Origin of the sequence: Parabacteroides sp. CH2-D42-20 (assembly GCF_003670185.1) — a bacterium.
Lineage (GTDB): Bacteria > Bacteroidota > Bacteroidia > Bacteroidales > Tannerellaceae > Parabacteroides > Parabacteroides distasonis.
On sequence record NZ_RAYG01000019.1, the window covers coordinates 15,373 to 29,350 of the forward strand.

9 protein-coding genes are annotated in these 13,978 nt (G+C 44.8%); all 9 read left to right on the plus strand.

Annotated elements, in window-relative coordinates; all coding sequences use genetic code 11:
- Window positions 1-15: 15 nt before the first annotated feature.
- The 9 genes from D7V92_RS12300 to D7V92_RS12340 all read left to right on the plus strand — a co-directional run bounded on the left by D7V92_RS12300 (window position 16) and on the right by D7V92_RS12340 (window position 13,572).
- The gene (locus D7V92_RS12300; RefSeq protein ID WP_008773097.1) at window positions 16-720 is read left to right on the plus strand and encodes a BT_2262 family domain-containing protein; all 705 of its coding nucleotides are present in this window, start codon (window positions 16-18) and stop codon (window positions 718-720) included.
- Between the two features lie 13 nt (window positions 721-733).
- The gene (locus D7V92_RS12305) at window positions 734-1,237 is read left to right on the plus strand and encodes a lipid-binding protein (protein ID WP_008773096.1); all 504 of its coding nucleotides are present in this window, start codon (window positions 734-736) and stop codon (window positions 1,235-1,237) included.
- A gap of 261 nt (window positions 1,238-1,498) precedes the next feature.
- Window positions 1,499-2,041, plus strand: a complete 543-nt coding sequence (locus D7V92_RS12310) for an RNA polymerase sigma factor (protein WP_008773095.1) — start codon at window positions 1,499-1,501, stop codon at window positions 2,039-2,041.
- 75 nt (window positions 2,042-2,116) lie between these two features.
- Window positions 2,117-3,100, plus strand: a complete 984-nt coding sequence (locus tag D7V92_RS12315) for a FecR family protein (RefSeq protein ID WP_057328491.1) — start codon at window positions 2,117-2,119, stop codon at window positions 3,098-3,100.
- Between the two features lie 142 nt (window positions 3,101-3,242).
- Window positions 3,243-6,683: a TonB-dependent receptor gene (locus D7V92_RS12320; protein WP_121772984.1), complete on the plus strand. Its 3,441-nt coding sequence runs from the start codon at window positions 3,243-3,245 to the stop codon at window positions 6,681-6,683.
- 18 nt (window positions 6,684-6,701) lie between these two features.
- On the plus strand, window positions 6,702-8,366 hold the full coding sequence (locus D7V92_RS12325; RefSeq protein WP_008779011.1) for a RagB/SusD family nutrient uptake outer membrane protein: 1,665 nt from the start codon (window positions 6,702-6,704) through the stop codon (window positions 8,364-8,366).
- Between the two features lie 263 nt (window positions 8,367-8,629).
- Entirely contained in the window at window positions 8,630-10,312 is a 1,683-nt protein-coding gene (locus D7V92_RS12330; RefSeq protein ID WP_199718907.1) for a hypothetical protein, read from the plus strand.
- A complete protein-coding gene (locus tag D7V92_RS12335; RefSeq protein WP_121772986.1) occupies window positions 10,299-11,732 on the plus strand; it encodes a DUF3863 domain-containing protein in 1,434 nt (477 codons plus the stop codon). The genes D7V92_RS12330 and D7V92_RS12335 overlap by 14 nt, the downstream gene beginning before the upstream one ends.
- 7 nt (window positions 11,733-11,739) lie before the next feature.
- Window positions 11,740-13,572, plus strand: a complete 1,833-nt coding sequence (locus D7V92_RS12340; RefSeq protein WP_057328486.1) for a glycoside hydrolase family 2 protein — start codon at window positions 11,740-11,742, stop codon at window positions 13,570-13,572.
- Window positions 13,573-13,978: the final 406 nt, after the last annotated feature.

Below are 13,978 nucleotides of genomic sequence, written 5' to 3' on the forward strand. Positions count from 1 at the left end.
TAAAAAGAGACATTTATGAAAAAGGTAATTTATAGTTTATTGCTTTTTTGCGGTCTTGTCGGTTTGTGGGGCTGCGAGAAAACTACAGAAGGTCTGACGAAAGTGACCTATTATGTGAACTTTGAGATGAATGGCGACGATCCTATGTTGGTATCGGTTGGCAGCTCTTTTGCTGATCCCGGTGTCGTTGCCAAGGAAGGGGAAGAAGACGTGACTGCTTCGGTGATTGTCAATAGTAATGTGGACGCCAGCAAGATCGGTCTTTATTCCGTATCTTATTCAGCTGCGAATGCGGATGGATTTTCTAGCTCGGCTAAACGCACGGTGATCGTTTATGATCCGGCTATCACGACAAATGCATCTGGTTCATATACGGTGGATGCGAGTGTTAGTTATCGGGATATGAATGGTGCACAAGCTCCATTCAAAGGGGATTTCAGTATATCGGTGGATCAAGTGGCTCCGGGTATATTTGCGATATCCGATTTCTTGGGTGGATGGTATGATCAAGGTGCGGCTTATGGTGCGTCATATGCTATGAAAGGTTATTTTAAATTGAATGCCGACAATACGATCGAACCACTCAGCAGCCTCGTTGCTGGTTGGGGCGACTCTATGGATAGCATGAGAGAGGGTAAGTATGATCCGGAAACAGGACAGATCTCTTGGTATATCGATTATGCGGGACAGATGACATTCTATGTAGTAATGAACAAATAAACGGATAGGAATTATGAATAAACATATTGTATGGCTATTTTCCCTGCTGGTATTCGTATTGGCAGGTTGCGAGAAAGACGAAATCGGCGGTACAGCTACCGAAGCGCTTGCTGGTGAATGGTATGTGACGGTGGATGCGGTGGATGAAGGCAGTAATGTGGTGGCCGAGGATTGCTTTGGATTGGGGTATATCCACATGAATACCTATAATACGGCTGCTGATACGCAGGCTGAGATGTATGTGGATGATCTGAAAAACTTTTGGGATTTCAAGGTTCGGGTTAGTTCGGATGTTAATGCGATGACATTTGCGACAAATGGTGCCATGCCTAATGAATCCTACGAAGGTTGTGATGTGACGATTGATGGAGGTAAAATTTTGTTGGAGGCTGCTACGACACCTCACGGAACTCCTGCGGATAGCATAGTATATTATGTGTCATTTAGTGATGATGAACCCGGTATGCGATATAAGGTTTCCGGATATCGTTATACGGGACTCGCTGTTGACGATTAATGTATGAAAGCCATTTAGAAAAACATAAGTCAACCAATATATTTTAACAGGACACACTAAAAACGACCGGAGTAAGTAGGGATACTAGCTCCGGTTTTTCTTATTGACCTTTTGATCTTATTTATTTTATCTCGTTTGTAATTCAGCTTTTCTCATACCTGCGGAAACCAATCAAATAATAATTTTTCTACATTTGCATTACAGGAGATTTGAGGAAAGACACGTTGATCCCTTGTGAAATATTATGATAATAAAGATTATATGCCTGAAATTCATCCTGATAAGGTTTTAATGATAGCGATCGGAAATAATGATTATATCAGTTATAATAAACTGTTTGATCGTTATTACGGGCGTCTTTGTCAGTATGTGTATAGTCTATTGATGGATAGAAATGATGCGGAAGATGTTGTTCAAGAGCTTTTCTTGAATTTATGGAAAAATAGGGGGAGAATAGAGATAAAGGAAAATGTATCAGGATATTTATATCGGATGGCTAAACATCTGGCCTTGAACTTTATCCGATCAAAGGTGCAGACGGGAAGTTTATCAGAGAATCAAGACTTATTACTTCTATCCTATGAAGATAATCAACTGGAAACAGAAGAGTTTAGGATCGCTCTTTATGATTGTATAGACCATTTGCCGGATCGGAGCAGAGAAGTGTTACTTCTTCACAGGGTAAAAGGATTGAAGCAGAAAGAAATATCGGAGAAACTATCTATATCCGTGAAAACAATTAAAAATCAAATATGGATGTCTTTACAGAAGTTGAAGGAATGTCTGGAGATGAAGGAGGTATAAAATAATGAGAAAATTTTCAAGGTTCGTATAGGACCTTTTTTTATTTGTGGTGTCATTTAAATAAAGACTAGACTCATGGAGAAGAAAAAGCAAATAGGAGAACACATCGTTGACCATTTATCGGAGAGGATGAATGAAGAGATCGTGGATCCGGTTCTGGATGAATGGTTGGCTGAGGATGAGTCTAATCAAGAAGATTTTAAACGGTATAAAGAGATCTGGAAAGAAACAGGCTCTTATCTGGAGCAAGAAACTTTTAATGCTCAATACGCATGGGATAAGATCGATCGTATCAATAAGGAGAGAGATAATAAGCGGAAACGCTTGGTGAATATCGGATATATCATTTCAGGAGTGGCGGCTACTTTATTGCTTGTCCTCGGGTTTTCGAAAATGGGAGTATTTGATAAACAGCCGGAAATGCTGGTTCGAATGACCGCTGATTACGGAAGCCGATCGGAGGTGGTCTTGCCGGATGGTTCCGTTGTTAAGCTGAATTCTGGATCTGATATTACGTATTCCTATAACGCGAAGGAGAATATCAGGGAAGTGAATTTCCAAGGAGAGGGCTTCTTCGATGTCTCGAAGAACAAGATACCGTTCGTGATCAAGATGAACAATGGATTACGCTTAAAGGTACATGGTACTTCTTTTAATTTGCAAGCGTACACGGATGAAAAAACAGTTGAAGCCTCGTTGGTGGAAGGCTGTATCGAGTTGGATCATGGGAATGATAAGTTGCTAATGAACGCCGGTGACATGGCGATTTTCGATAAGCAAACCAACAAGATGAGACCGACATCGGGCGTGTTATCTCATTCGTACAGTTGGCTGGAAGATAAACTCTATATGGATCATATGCCGCTAGCTTCCGTCTGTAAATATCTGGAGAGGAGGTACGATGTGACTATCCATCTTCAAAAGGATTTGGGGAATAGTATACATTACGATGGAGTCATACAGGAGGAAACCATAACGGATATATTGGGCGTATTGTCCCGATTGAGTGATATAAGTTATAGCGTGAAAGGAAAAAATATAAGTATAACCTCTAAATAAAGTCTGCCTATGAAGTAAAGAACAAGAATCGCATGAATACACATGAAAAACGGGAAATGCTGGAACATTCCCCGTCATCTTTTTGATCATTAAAATTAGTGCTCGTAACACTAGTGTTAACAAACAATCGAATTACAAATATATGAATTTTTGGAATATAGCAAGGCCGGAAGAGTCTCCGGTCCTTAAAAAAACTTTGTCTATTATGAGATTGACGACATTATTCTCTATCGCATGTTCACTTCAGATCTCGGCCTCTGTCTATTCGCAAGAGACAAAGTTGTCTTTGGACGTTAATAACCAGACAATAAAGGAGGTTCTTTTCAAGATAGAGAAACAGTCTGGCTTCCGTTTTATCTACGAGAGCGAGAAGGTTAACCTGAATAAGAAAGTATCTGTACATGTGAAAGAGCAGACGGTGGAAACCATTTTAAAGCGTCTTTTCGCAGGGGAAGGCGTAAAGTATGAGATTACGGAGAATAATTTCATCTTGATTAATCCCTCTACAAAAAACGAGAAAGCCGCCCCTTCCTCACAAGCCGTTTTGCAAAAGAAGAATTTAGTGCAAGGTGTTGTGACCGACGAGAATGGAGAACCTATTATCGGTGCGAACGTAGTTGAGAAAGGTACTACCAACGGAACGGTTACGGACCTTGATGGAAAATTTACGATGGAGGTATCGGAAAACGGTGTCCTTCAAATCTCTTACATCGGATATGCCATGACGGAATTGCGTCCCGGCAAGGAAGCGAATTTGAACGTGAAGTTACGGGAAGATGCTTTGCAAATGGATGAGGTTGTAGTTGTCGGTTATGGTACGGTAAAAAGAGCGAACTTGGGTGGTGCCGTATCTACGGCCGACGCGAAAGCGTTTGAATCTCGTCCGATTCAGAATGCGGCTCAGGCTTTGCAGGGAGAGGTACCCGGTTTGACGATTACACGTGCCGGAGGCGCTCCGGGCTCGGACATGACCATGAAGGTTCGTGATGTCTCTTCTATCAACGGTGGTACTCCCCTTGTTTTGATTGATGGAGCGGAGGGAAACATTAATATGATCAATCCTTCCGATATCGAGAATATTTCCGTATTGAAAGATGGTACGGCCGCTATTTACGGTGCTCGTGCCTCGGATGGTGTTATTCTGGTGACAACGAAAAGTGGTAAGCGCAATCAGAAGACATCTGTTGCTTTTGATGCATATTACTCTATTAAGACTCCTGCGTTGTTAAGGAAACCGGCGAATCTATTACAACATGCGGAGATGGCCTTGGAGATCACCGATGGATCATTCACTCCAGAATACACGAGAGATCAATTGGACCTGATCCGGCAGAATAGTGATCTGGTGTTGACTGATGCGGAATGGGGGCGTTGGACCGGTTATCCGCAATTCTTCAAGGATCAAGACTGGAATGATATGCTTATTGGCAATGGTAATATGCAGAATTACAATGTCAATATCTCCGGCGGTGGAGAGAGATACTCGTATATGTTGTCTTTAGGCCATCAGCGGGAGGAAGGTATCCCTAAATTTGGTGAGGATGTGAACAAGCGTTACTTCGTACGTGCTAAATCGAGCGTCGAGATCTTCAAGAACTTGACTTACGATCTTAATTTAGCTTATGAGGCAAGCAACAGGGACTATTCCTCGGGTTTGACGGAAGGACAAAATATATGGGAGCTGATTTATAAGACTCGCTCTTGGACTCCGATGTACAATCCGTCGGGAACTTTCTATACATTCGAGGGATTTGATAATCCGGCCCAAGTATTGGAAGAGGGAGGTATGGTGAATAAGACTACAGGTAATATAACGGTCAACAACCAATTACGCTGGAAAGTGATCGACGGATTACAATTGGTGGGGCAAGCCGTGATCCGTAAGTATGATCAGGATGAGAACGTGACGAACAAGAAAATCATCAATTACGATTGGGATAATAACGAGGTTCGGGAGAAACGTACGCCGAATAGTGCGGAGCGTCGTTACCAGAAAACTTTATCCAAGAACTTCACGCTCTATGCTGATTATAAAAAGAACTTCAATGACCGGCATGATTTAAGCGTGATGGTCGGTACTTCCCATGAGTCTGAGAACTATGATCGGTTCACGGCGAAGCGTATTAACTTCGACCAACAAGAAAATATGTCTTTGCAATTGGGTAGCGCTCAAGATCAAAACGCTTGGAGCGAGGGAAATCAGTGGACGATTAATTCCTTCTTCTCCAGAGTGAATTATACGTTTGCCAATAAATATGTCATCGAAGGAACGATCCGTGCGGATGGTAGTTCCCGTTTTGATCCGGATCACCGTTGGGGATGGTTCCCGGGTGTAAATGCGGCTTGGCGTGTCGGGGAAGAAGGCTTCATGAAAAGATTGGGTTGGTTCGAGGACTTGAAGGTAAGGGCTTCTTACGGAGAGATGGGTAATCAGTCCGGTATCGGATTGTATGATTATATTCAATTGATCTCTTTATCGAACGATTATTATCCTTTCGGGGCTGGCGTAAAAGGACAAATGGCTACGTCTGGAAATATTATTTCTACCTCTCGTACATGGGAGACGATCCAGACAACCAATGTGGGATTTGATTTCTCGACGCTCAATAACCGTTTATATGGATCGTTCGACTACTTCTGGAAAGAGAATAAAAACATGCTTATCCCGAAGACATATCCTTCTATGTTAGGTGCGGACGCTCCGAGCACGAACAGCGGCCATTTAAGTATTCATGGATGGGAAATCTCTCTAGGCTGGAGGGATCAGATCAAGGATTTCAGCTACTCGGTTCGCTTTAATATCAGTGACGCGAAAAACAAAGTCGTGGATCGGGTTGGAAGTAACCTGATCAAATTAGGTAATAACGAGACTCCGACCGGATATCCGTTGAATTCCTATTTCGGATATGAATTTGATGGAATCATCCAGAATGAGCAAGAATTGGAGGCGTATAAATCTCGTTTCTCGGAAGGGGGTATCCCGGGTGACTTGAGCGTAGGTGACGCTATGTACAAAGACTTGGATGGAGACGGGAAGCTATCCGTATTAGGTGATGGTAAAGAAGGCTCCGGTGACGTGAAATACTTGGGTGACAAGAACCCTCGTTATAATTTCGGCTTTAACCTGAGTATGGCTTGGAAGGGATTCGATCTGAGCGCCTTTATACAAGGAGTCGGCCGTAGGACGATGTTCTTGGAAGGGGAGAGCCGGTGCCCGATGCCAGAGGCATGGTATCAATCCGCCGAGTATTGGTATGGAAAGACTTGGACCCCGGAAAGAACGGACGCCCAGTATCCGGCGATCACGTTGAAGGATAAACGAAACTACAATTATTATGTATCTACGAACACGAAGTTTAACGTTGCGTATGCTCGTTTGAAAAACTTGCAGTTCGGTTATACGATCCCGCAGACTTTGACCTCGAAGGCCGGTTTGCAGAAGGTGCGGGTGTATTTTTCCGGCGAGGATTTATTTGAGGTACATAACACGCCAAATGGTTGGGACCCGGAGGAGAACAGCGGTAGCATTACCTCCTATCCGTTTACCCGTAATTATTCATTTGGTATAAATGTCGTATTTTAAAAATTAAAGCGAAAAGTCATGAAAAACTATCGGATAATATTGGGAAGCTTTATTGTTTCCGCTTTGTTCTTGTCAAGTTGCCAAGATATAGACCTGTTGCCAAAAGATAATATGCCGGACGAGCTATTCTGGAAAACCCCGGATGATTTCGAGAAAGAGGTCAATTGGCTCTACACACGTACCGAGACGTTCGGCACGAAGGATACGGATAGCGATATCGCCTATGAGTTGAACGAGAACACGACGAGCAACGGTACGTTGATCGCCCCGAATACGGATGCCCTATGGGACTCTACTTTCATAGACCTGCGTCAGAGCAATATGATTATCGAGAAGAGCCAGACGTACGAGGGCGATCCCTCGGAGATCGAGCGGTATGTGGCTGAGGCCCGTTTCTTCCGTGCTTACTCGCATTTTCGGTTGATGGCGAAATACAACGATATCCCTATCTTGACGAAGGTGCTTACCGTAGATTCCCCGGAGTTGTATGGTTCTAGGAATAAGCAACAGGAGGTGGAAGACTTCATCTTGTCGGAACTCAACGAGGTGTATTCTAAACTACCCTTGCAAAGTGAGTTAAGCTCGGATGAGGCGGGACGTGTAACCCAAGGCGCTGCCTTGGCGTTGAAAGCGAGGGTTGCCTTGTTTGCCGGGACTTGGGCGAAGTATCACCAGCACCGTTCGGACTATCAGCAGTTGTTGCAACAAGCGATCGATGCCGCTACAAAAGTGATCGATAGTGGTGAGTATGCTTTATATGAAGGCTCCGGTGAGGAGAGCTACCGCTACTTGTTTATCAATGCGGGCGATAATTCAAAAGAGGGTATCTTCGACAGTCGGTACGAGACGGATATCCGCCACCATAGCGATGCGTGCCCTGTATATTGGGGATGGCGAGGGACGCCTACCCGTAAGCTGGCCGATATGTATTTGTGTAAGAGCACGGGATTGCCGATTGAGAACGCTAATTCCGGATTTGAGGGATATGCCACGATCAAGAGCGAATACGAGAATCGTGATCCTCGTATGAAACAGACCTTCTTGATGCCCGGAACCGACTATATCAGTCCGCAAGACGGCGCCTTGACCTGCCCGCCGCAATTTACCATACGTCCCGAGACACGTACGGGTTATAAGTTGTGGAAATATATGGCGGAGACTTCCGTTCCTTCTGACAAGGATGTATATGATTATCACATCATCCGTTATCCGGAGGTATTGCTGATATTGGCCGAGGCCACTTACGAGAAAGACGGGGCGATCAGCGATGACATCTTGAACAAGACGATCAATGTGATCCGTTCCCGGAAAGGCGTGGAGATGCCTCCTCTGACCAACGCTTTCGTGAAGAGCAATGGGTTGGATATGCGGACGGAGATCCGTCGGGAACGTACGATCGAGTTAGCGTTCGAAGGCTTCCGCAGGGATGATTTGAGACGTTGGAAGACGGCTGAGACGGAATTGATAGGTGCCATAAAAGGTATTAAGCTGAAAGGTTCGGAATACGAGAACTTGGATGTCTTGAACGAGGGAAATCCCGGTTTGACAGACGAAAATGGTTTCTTGATTGTGGAACCGGCGGAGAATCGTAACTTTGTGACCCCGAAGCATTACTATTATTCCCTTCCGTTGGATGAGTTGTATCTGAACCCGAACTTGGCTCCGAACAACCCGGGGTGGTAGGGTAATGCCTTATATTCCGGTAAAAATGGCCTTGCACTGGTGTAAAATGCCTTTTTAGATCTAAGAAATGGCTTTTCACCCTCGCAAAGTACCTTTTAGATTCCTAAAAACGACTTTGCGCTTGTGAAATGCCATTTTTAGATTTAAGAAATGGCTTTGCACCCTTGCGAAATGCCTTTTAGATTTCTAAAAATGATTTTACACCGGTGAAATGCCATTTCTAGAATATTTTATGAGAGTAAATGAATTTAAAATTGAATCGAATGTCATTCATAAAGAAGATAGGTCTTGTATGCTTTATCGTCTTCTGCTGTGCGGGATGCCGTAGTGCGGGAGAGAAACCGGTTGAGAGTGCGGCTGCTCCCCGTATTATCAACATCATCAATTTCATCCGCCAGACAGATTACCGGGTGGAGAACGCTGATAGTTTATTGTACGAGACGGTTTGTGAGCAAGTGAAATTGGTGAATAAATATGATTTACCGGCAACCTTCTTATTGCAGTACGATGCGTTGATCAACCCATTGTACCAAGATCTGTTGAAAAGTAAACTCAATGATCATTCCGAGATCGGCGCTTGGTGGGAACTTACGCAACCGCAGATCGAGGCCGCCGGGATCAAGTGGCGTGGTGAGCATTCTTGGGTCTCGCACGCGAATATCGCTTTCAGCACCGGATATACGAAAGAAGAACGGGAGCGACTGGTGGATGTCTATATGGCGAAGTTCAAGGAGATATTCGGCACGTACCCGAAATCGGTCGGCTCTTGGTTTATCGACGCGCATACCTTGGGCTATATGTACGATAAATATAAGATCGTGGCGTCGTGCAACTGCAAGGATCAAGTGGGGACGGATGGTTATACCCTATGGGGTGGTTACTGGAACCAAGCCTATTACCCGAGCCGGGTAAACGCCTATATGCCGGCGCAGACCGAGGAGGGGCAAATCCCCGTTCCTATTTTCCGTATGCTGGGCAGTGATCCTATTTATCAGTATGATGATGGTCTGGGACAAGAGCGTCAAGGGGTGATCTCTTTGGAACCCGTGTATGAGAAGGCGGGCATGGATCGCCGCTGGGTGGATTATTTCTTGGAATCGATCGTGGATCAGCCTTGTCTGGCCTTCAATTACGCGCAAGCGGGACAGGAGAACTCTTTCACGTGGAGTAATATGAGCAAGGGACTGGAGATGCAGATCCCTATCTTGGACTCCTTGAGGAAGGAAAATAAGATCCGGGTGGAGACGCTGGGCGAATCCGGTGCGTGGTTCAAGGATTGCTTCAAGGTTACGCCGGCGACGGCTGTCACTACGTTGACGGATGTCCGTGGAGAAGGCAATAAGACGGTCTGGTTTAACAGCCGTTATTATCGGGCGAACTTATTGTGGGAGAAGGGAACGTTCCGCTTTAGGGATATCCATCTTTTCGACGAGAGCTATAAGTCTGCTTATCTGGAAAAGCCCGGAGACGGGAACCAGTTCCTATTCTATACCTTGCCCGTCGTGGACGGATTCATGTGGAGCGAGGGACTCGATCGTGCCGGGCTTCGGATCGTCCGATTAGACAAGGATGGAGATAAGGAGGAACTTACCTTGGATCATCCGGTGGTGACGGAGATAGGCAAGGATACCTTGGTAGTTTCCGCCGAAGACTTAAAAGGCCATGCTTTCAAGATCACCTTCTATGAGATCCGCTTCGAGGTAGCCGCTCTGTCAAAGGAGGCGGATTTCTCATGGGCTTTAGAGCTAAAGGCTGCGGCAGGGAAGGAGCTACCTTTCACCGTTATAGAGGATAAGGCAGTCAACGCTAGCTTCGATGGTTTCAACTACGTGATCACCTGCGAGAAAGGCCATATAAGGAAACCTGAATCTGGTTCGGATTATGTCTTTAGGATATTTCCGTCGGATCAGGAAATAGTAATAGATTGTACAAATGCGAGAAAGTAATATGAATATATCAGTTTGGAGAAAATGGGCGATCGTATGGATGGTCGCTGTGCTCAGTGGTTTTCAATTAAGGGCGGCGGATCCTGTGGTCGTCCCGGCGAATACGGAACCGCTGACGATAGAAGGAAATCGTTTTGTCACCTTATGTATCATGATACGTACGACGCCTTGGGAAGTCTCCCGGGATGTCAAGTTGCATCCCCGCAATGAGGTGGATTGGCATACGCTTGAAGGAGTACGTGCCTTGCGGGAGGCTTTCGCCACGAATAACCCGAACGGTCGTCTTACATGGGGATTCACGATGAATGCCTTGGAGGACGGACGGAAGAATTACCGGGAGATCCGTGATTACGTAGTGGAGTGCCAAAAGAAATATGGGGATGAGGTTACTTATTTCCCCGGTTATTTTCCGGCGATGTATCTACCCCGTGAGCGGGTAAACCGTGAGATGTCGGAGGCGATAGAAATCATTTCCAAGATGGTGGGAAATGGTTATCGCCCGCAGTCAATTTTGGGAGGTTTTTTATCGGCCGATAATTTGAGATATTTGGCGGAGAAAGAGAACATCCATGTGGCGCACGCCGTGATCTGGAGCCAGCATAATATAGACGGTGGTGGTGCTGACGGTTCTCCTTCTTATCCTTTCTATCCCTCGACGGAACACTTCTGCAAGCCGGCGCAGGGAAAAAGCGATTTCATCGATTGCGTGAATCTGGATGGCTGGACGATGGACTTTATCTGTGCCCGCCGTAGCGGACAGACCGGACATGGTATCGATGGATACAACAGTCGTAGAGGTGTCGGCCCGATCGAGACGTACAAAGGTTGGGGGCTTGACTTGGGGCATCGTGAGGTGATGCACACGGAAACGATTCACTTTGATAAAGGTCTTGAGTTGAATGGCTTTGGCTGGGTCGCCAATATCTGGGAGGCGCAGATGGTACATGAGTTCGGGAAGGATCTCATCTGTGATGCCATGAAGATGTGGGTAACGGGTACCAAGGAACGCTGGCCGGATACTCATTTCGTTACGTTCGGAGAATTTGGCGAACTTTGGAGAAAACAATATAAATCGAACGACGACTGGAACTATCGCTTCGTAGAACGTGGCTCTGGTTTGGGAGACTCTTATAATAATTTGGAGATAAAATGGTTTATGAATAAGGAATTCCGCTTGGCCTTATTACGTGATTGGCATGCGAAAAATTCCCCGGCTTACGTCATCGACTTTACCCGTTATGATTTGCCGGCTCATGAACCTGCCGATCCCAGCCCGGAGAAACCGGCTAAGGATTGGAGCTTGATCAACAAAATTAACCAAAAAGGTCTCCGTCCGCAAGATAAGCCAGTCTTGATCGATAAGTTGGAGAAAGAAGATCAAGATTTGATCCGGAAATATTATCCGGAATTACTTAAATAGTTGGTTTATGAAAAAGATTACCGTTGTTAGTTTAGCTCTTTGCTCCTTTCTTTTTGGGGGAGATCTCTTCTCCGTAAAGGCGCAAATCCCAGAGAAGTTCACATTGCCTACCCCATGGACAGAGGAGGCATTGAAGGCTGAGATTCCTTTACCGGAATATCCGCGTCCGCAGATGGTGCGTTCGGAATGGTTGAATCTGAATGGTATATGGGATTATATGGGAGGAAAAGACCTGCTTGATCCTGTTACGGCAACCACCCCTCCAGTCTTTCCCGCGAAAGTAGAAAAGATACGTGTGCCGTATCCTCCTGAATCGGAATTATCCGGTATAGCTCGTGGGGGTGATACTTGCCTGTGGTATAGGCGTAGCTTCTCTGTTCCTCAAGCATGGAAGGGCAGGAATGTATTGTTGAATTTTGGGGCTGTAGATCGGATCTCGTCCGTGTTTGTCAACGGTAAGAAGGTGGGTACCCATACGGGAGGGTACGATGCTTTTAGTTTAAATATTACTGATTATTTGAAATCCGGTGAAAATGTCCTTGTGGTAGGTGCTTATGATCCTAACGACGGCCGGGCCGCTTCGGGCAAGAACGGCTCACGTGGAGATTATATTTTTACCTCCGGTATCTGGCAAACCGTTTGGCTTGAACCGGTAGAGAAACAATATATTTCTCAGATTAAGCTTGTTCCCGATTTAAAAAATAATCGGTTGGAAGTAATTGCTTATACGGAGGATAAGGAGTTAAAGGTAACGGCTATCGCGGATAATGGTACTTCAGAGGTGGCAAGAACCGAAGGAAATTCCAATATGAGTTTTTACTTGCCTATCCGGGAGCCCCGTCTATGGAGCCCGGATGATCCTTTCTTGTATGGTTTGAAATTACAGTTGAAAGATCGAAAGGGCAAGATAATCGATGAGGTATCCTCTTATTTTGGTATGCGCTCGGTTAGCATGGGAAAGGTAGATGGTGTACTTCGGCCCCTATTGAACGGGGAGTTTGTTTTCCATATCGGTCTTTTAGATCAAGGTTATTGGCCCGATGGCGCATTTACCGCTCCTACCGACAAGGCTTTGTTATATGATATAGAACTGGCGAAACGTGCGGGTTTTAATGTAATACGCAAGCATATCAAAGTAGAGCCTCAACGTTGGTATTATCATTGTGATAGGCTTGGCTTGATGGTTTGGCAAGATATGCCGAATCTTTGGGAGCCTGATGGTGAGGATTCCGTGGCGGTTCGTAAACAGTTCCGTGACGAATTGAAAGTGATGATCGACCAACACGTCAGCTCGCCTTCTATTGTGATGTGGGTTCCGTTTAATGAGAATTGGGGAGCCTTTGAAGCGACAGACATCACAGCTTGGGTGAAAAAGTACGATCCGAATCGTTGGGTAAACGGTATGTCGGGATATAATTACGCTCCGGGCTATCGTAATGCTTATGGAGATCCCGGAAATGGAGATTTCGTGGATATGCATCATTATGGCAAGATCGAGCCTAAGGCGATCCCCCGTCCCGATGATAAACGTGCCGCATCTCTTGGCGAATTCGGAGGAAAAGGTCTATTTGTGCGTGGGCATATGTGGCCTGTACGTAATGACGCTTATGAGATGATGTTGAATAGAGAAATCTTGACTGATACCTATGTATTAATGCTTACCGAGCTAGAGCAGATGATAAACTATTTCGGACTAAGCACGGCCATCTATACGCAGACTACAGATGTGGAACATGAGATAAACGGCTTGGTCACTTATGACCGAAAGGTGGAAAAGGTGGATTTGGAGAAAGTTAAGTACATCAATCAGGAAGTTATAAGATGTACAAGAAAAAAGTAGCATATCCTCTAAAATGTTGATAATTAAAGAATACGGGATTCATTGATGAGTTCCGTATTTTTTTATTTTGTAAGTAAAGAGCTAATATTTTTCCCTTTTGTCTTAAAATATTTGAGCTGGTGATAATTGCAAATGAATATGAAAAAACTTAGAGCATAGATTGTACGGAACCGCAGGTCATTACTGAGAAGGTGGTGGAGTTCGAGGAGAAATCTGTTGATAAATAATGTTGTGCTATTCAAAATTAACCAAACGAAAGTAGATACTTATCAAGGTTATTTATTTTATTTATTAAATTTTTGAGATAAAGATAAATCTGTAAAAATTAAGGGAGGTGTGTCGTAATGCACGATGCACCTTCTTTTTTATTCATTACTATACCACTCGGTTCATTTTCTTTAAGCTG

Coding starts and splice junctions, on each gene's coding strand:
- D7V92_RS12300 (WP_008773097.1), top strand. CDS start 16: ATGAAAAAGGTAATTTATAGTTTATTGCTTTTTTGCGGTCTTGTCGGT.
- D7V92_RS12335 (WP_121772986.1), top strand. CDS start 10,299: ATGCGAGAAAGTAATATGAATATATCAGTTTGGAGAAAATGGGCGATC.
- D7V92_RS12305 (WP_008773096.1), top strand. CDS start 734: ATGAATAAACATATTGTATGGCTATTTTCCCTGCTGGTATTCGTATTG.
- D7V92_RS12325 (WP_008779011.1), top strand. CDS start 6,702: ATGAAAAACTATCGGATAATATTGGGAAGCTTTATTGTTTCCGCTTTG.
- D7V92_RS12315 (WP_057328491.1), top strand. CDS start 2,117: ATGGAGAAGAAAAAGCAAATAGGAGAACACATCGTTGACCATTTATCG.
- D7V92_RS12340 (WP_057328486.1), top strand. CDS start 11,740: ATGAAAAAGATTACCGTTGTTAGTTTAGCTCTTTGCTCCTTTCTTTTT.
- D7V92_RS12310 (WP_008773095.1), top strand. CDS start 1,499: ATGCCTGAAATTCATCCTGATAAGGTTTTAATGATAGCGATCGGAAAT.
- D7V92_RS12330 (WP_199718907.1), top strand. CDS start 8,630: ATGTCATTCATAAAGAAGATAGGTCTTGTATGCTTTATCGTCTTCTGC.
- D7V92_RS12320 (WP_121772984.1), top strand. CDS start 3,243: ATGAATTTTTGGAATATAGCAAGGCCGGAAGAGTCTCCGGTCCTTAAA.